Annotated in this window: 1 protein-coding gene; it reads left to right on the top strand. The window is 73.8% G+C overall.

The genetic code is table 11. The annotated features are described in order from the left end of the window. Nucleotides 1–162: 162 nt before the first annotated feature. The coding region (locus AC08ON_RS16900; RefSeq protein ID WP_476617321.1) for a beta-ketoacyl synthase N-terminal-like domain-containing protein at nt 163–3818 on the top strand (3656 nt) is incomplete at its 3' end.

The following is a 3818-nucleotide window of genomic DNA, read 5'->3' as shown; positions in this document are numbered from 1 at the left end:
GCGCAGCCCTGCCTGAATACCTCACACCTGAATACCTCCGCCGGATACATCACGCCCGACATATCAGGGCACCACGCCCGACATATCAGGGCACCACGCCCGACATATCAGGGTCCCGCCGCACGCGGTGGTGACCTGCCGGCCAGTAAAGGGGAGAAGCACGTGGACGAGTCCGACCGCCCTGACGACCGACGACTCGCGAACAACCCGATCGCGATCGTCGGGCTCGCCGGACTGTTCCCGATGGCGCGCGACGTGCGGGAGTACTGGAGCAACGTTATCGACGCCGTCGACTGCGTCACCGAGGTGCCGTCGACGCACTGGCGCCCGGCAGATTACTACGACCCGGATGCGACGGTGCCCGACCGTACCTACGCGCGCCGGGGCGGCTTCCTCCCCGAGGTCGCGTTCAGCCCGGTGGAGTTCGGCTTTCCGCCCAACCTGCTGGACGTGACCGCGGTCGTGCAGCTGCTCAGCCTGATCGTCGCGCGGGATGTGCTCGTCGACGCGGGCGCACCGGGATCGGCGTGGTACGACTCCGAGCGTACCGGGGTCATCCTGGGCATGGCCGGCCCCACCACGATGGCCCACCCGCTGGCGGCCCGGCTGGAGACGCCGGTCCTGCGCGAGGTCGTGCGCGCCGCGGGACTCGACGAGGCCGAAACCGCCGCGGTCTTGGAGGCCTTCTCGCTCGCGTTCCCGCCGTGGGAGGAGAACTCGTTCCCCGGGCTGCTCGGCAACGTCGTCTCCGGCCGGATCACCAACCGGCTCGACCTCGGAGGCACGAACTACACGGTCGACTCCGCGTGCGCGAGTGGGCTCACGGCCGTCCGCGGGGCCATCGCCGAACTCATCGACCACCGTGCCGATCTCATGATCACCGGTGGTTGTGACACCGAGAACTCGATCTTCAGTTACATGTGCTTCTCGAAGACGCAGGCGCTGTCCAAGTCCGACCACATCCAGCCGTTCGCCGCCGGCGCCGACGGCACCCTGGTCGGCGAGGGCATCGGGATGCTGGCGCTCAAGCGGCTGGCCGACGCCGAGCGCGACGGGGACCGGATCTACGCGGTCATCCGGGGTCTCGGGTCGTCCAGCGACGGTCGGTTCAAGAGCGTCTACGCGCCGCGCGCGGAGGGCCAGGTCCGCGCGCTGCGCCGGGCCTACGCGGACGCCGGGGTGAGCCCGGCGTCCGTCGAGCTGTTCGAGGCGCACGCCACCGGTACCGCCGTCGGTGACGCCACCGAGCTGTCCGCGCTCGGGGCCGTCCTGGCCGAGGCCGGGGCACGCCCGGGCCGGGCGGCGATCGGCAGTGTGAAGTCGCAGATCGGGCACACCAAGGGCGCTGCCGGCGCGGCCAGTCTGATCAAGCTGTCGCTGTCGCTGTCGCTGTCGCTGTCGCCCACGATCAACGTCCGCGAACCGAATCCGGCGCTCGCCCAGGAGGGCTCGCCCTTCTACCTCAGCACCCGCACCCGGCCCTGGGTGCTCGACCCGGACGTGGGGCGGCGCCGGGCGGCCGCCTCCGCCATGGGGTTCGGCGGTACCAACTTCCACGTCGTCCTGGAGGAGACCCCCGACACGGCACGCCCGGACGCCGATAAGCGTGCCGCCCGGGCGACGCACCGTGCCGTCCGCGCCCACCTGTGGCATGCCGCGACGCTCGCGGAGCTCCTTGACCTGGTGCGCGGGCAGGCCGAACCGAACGGTGACACGGGCATCCCGGGCAGCGCCGCGCGGGTCGGGTTCGTCGCGCGCACCGGCGCCGAGGCGGAGCGCCTGCGCGCGATCGCGATCGAGCAGCTCGCGGCGCGGGCCGACGCCGCCGAATGGTCGCATCCCGCCGGGGTGCACTACCGCCGGCAGACGGCCGAGCAGCCCCGCGTCGGCGTCGTCTTCGCCGGCCAGGGCAGCCAGTACGTCGACATGGGGCTCACCGCAGCCGTCGAGATCCCGCCGGTGCGGGAGGCCTTCGACGCGGCGAACGCCACCTTCGCCGGGGCCGAGCTCACGCTCGCCCGCGCGGTGTTCCCGCCGCCGAGCTTCGATCCGGGCGACCGTGCCGACCACGAGATGAACCTGACGCGCACCGAGTACGCGCAGCCCGCGATCGGTGCGCTCTCCGTTGGCCAGTTCCGGTTCCTGCGGGAGCTGGGACTGCGCCCGGTGAGCCTGCTCGGCCACAGCTTCGGGGAGCTGACCGCCCTGTGGGCCGCCGGTTCCCTCGCCGACGCCGACTTCTTCCGGCTCGCCCGGCGTCGCGGCCAGGCCATGGCCCCGCCGGACGAACCCGGCTTCGACCCCGGCACCATGGCCGCCGTCCGCGCCGACCGCGACGCGGTCGCCGAGCTGCTGACCGCGCACCCGGACGCGGTCGTGTGTAACCACAACGCCCCCGACCAGGTCGTCGTTGGTGGTCCGACGCCCGCCGTCGAGGAGTTCGTCGCCGCCGCCACCGCGAACGGGCTCGACGCCCGGCGCATCTCCGTGGCCGCGGCGTTCCACACCTCGCTCGTCGGGCACGCGGTGGACGACTTCGCCGCCGCGGTGGACGTCACCGAAATCGGATCGCCGGCCGTGCCGGTGCACGCCAACACCGCCGGCGCCCGGTACGGCGACGACCCCGCCGAGAACCGCCGGGTCCTCACCCGGCAGCTGGGCAACCCCGTCGAGTTCGTCGCCGGGCTGCAGGCCCTGCACGCGGACGGCGCGACGGTGGTTGTCGAGATCGGGCCGAGCCAGGTGCTGACCGGTCTGGTCCGGCGCACCCTCGGCGACGAGGTCGTGGCGATCCCCACCGACGCCGGTCGCGACGGCGACGGCGCGGCCGCGGCCGTGCGCCTCGCGGTGCTCGGCGTCGAGCTCAGCGGGCTCAACCGCTATACGGCCCCGCTGCCGCAGCAGGCGCAGCCGACCGGGATGACGGTTGCGCTGACCGGGGCGGACTACGTCTCGGAGCCTCGCCGTCGCGCCTACGCCGACGCGCTGGTCACGCTCGCGGCAGCCGCGGCCGTCCGGCCGCGGGGGTCGGCCGCCGCGGCGCTCGAAAACGTCCCGACCGCCACCGAGCGGCGCGTCCCCGAAGCGGCACCGGCGCCCACCCAGCCAGTACTCACCCAGCCGGCACCCACCCAGCCAGTACTCACCCAGTCGGCACCGGCGCCCACCCGGGCGGTACCCGTCCCGACGGCCATCGCTCCGGTAGCGCCTGCTTCGGTAGCGCCTGCTCCGGCGGCAGCCACCCTGGCGGCCCCGGCCCCGAGCGCCGGTGAGGTCGCCGGCATCAGCGAGGTCGCCCGCGACCATCTGGCCCTGCACTCCCAGTTCCTCGACACCCAGCTCCGGGTCGCCGAGGGCCTCGTGCAGGTCCTTCGCGCGGCCCCCGCGGACAATGGGGCGGGTCAGGAGATCCGGGCCGCTGCCGACGCTGTGACCCGGCAGAGCCTGGCCGTGGGTGAGGCCCATATCCGGGTCAACGAGATCCTGGCGTCCCTGACCGACCTGGAGTACGGCAACGGCGTCGGCGGCCAGGGCAACGGCGTCGGCGGGCTCGCGGCCGGCGGGGCGCCGGGCGGCGTGCTCACCACCGGTACGGAACCGACGGACCTGTACGGACGGGGAACGGCGGGCGATCTGCGCACGCCGGGAATCCCGGCGCCCGGGCTGCCGGCCGTCCCGCTCCCGATCCCCGGCACCGGGAGCAGCAACGGGCGTCCGGCGGGTGCGATCGCGGCTGCCCCGCCCGTGCCTCCGGTGACCGTCCCATCCGCGGCCCCGGCGACCGTGGGGTCGCAGCCGGCCACCGCTGGTATTGCCCA

The organism is Frankia sp. CoWAU3 (genome assembly GCF_977971855.1).
The sequence above is the reverse complement of the archived record's forward strand: the minus strand, read 5'-3'. Positions and strand labels throughout refer to the sequence as shown.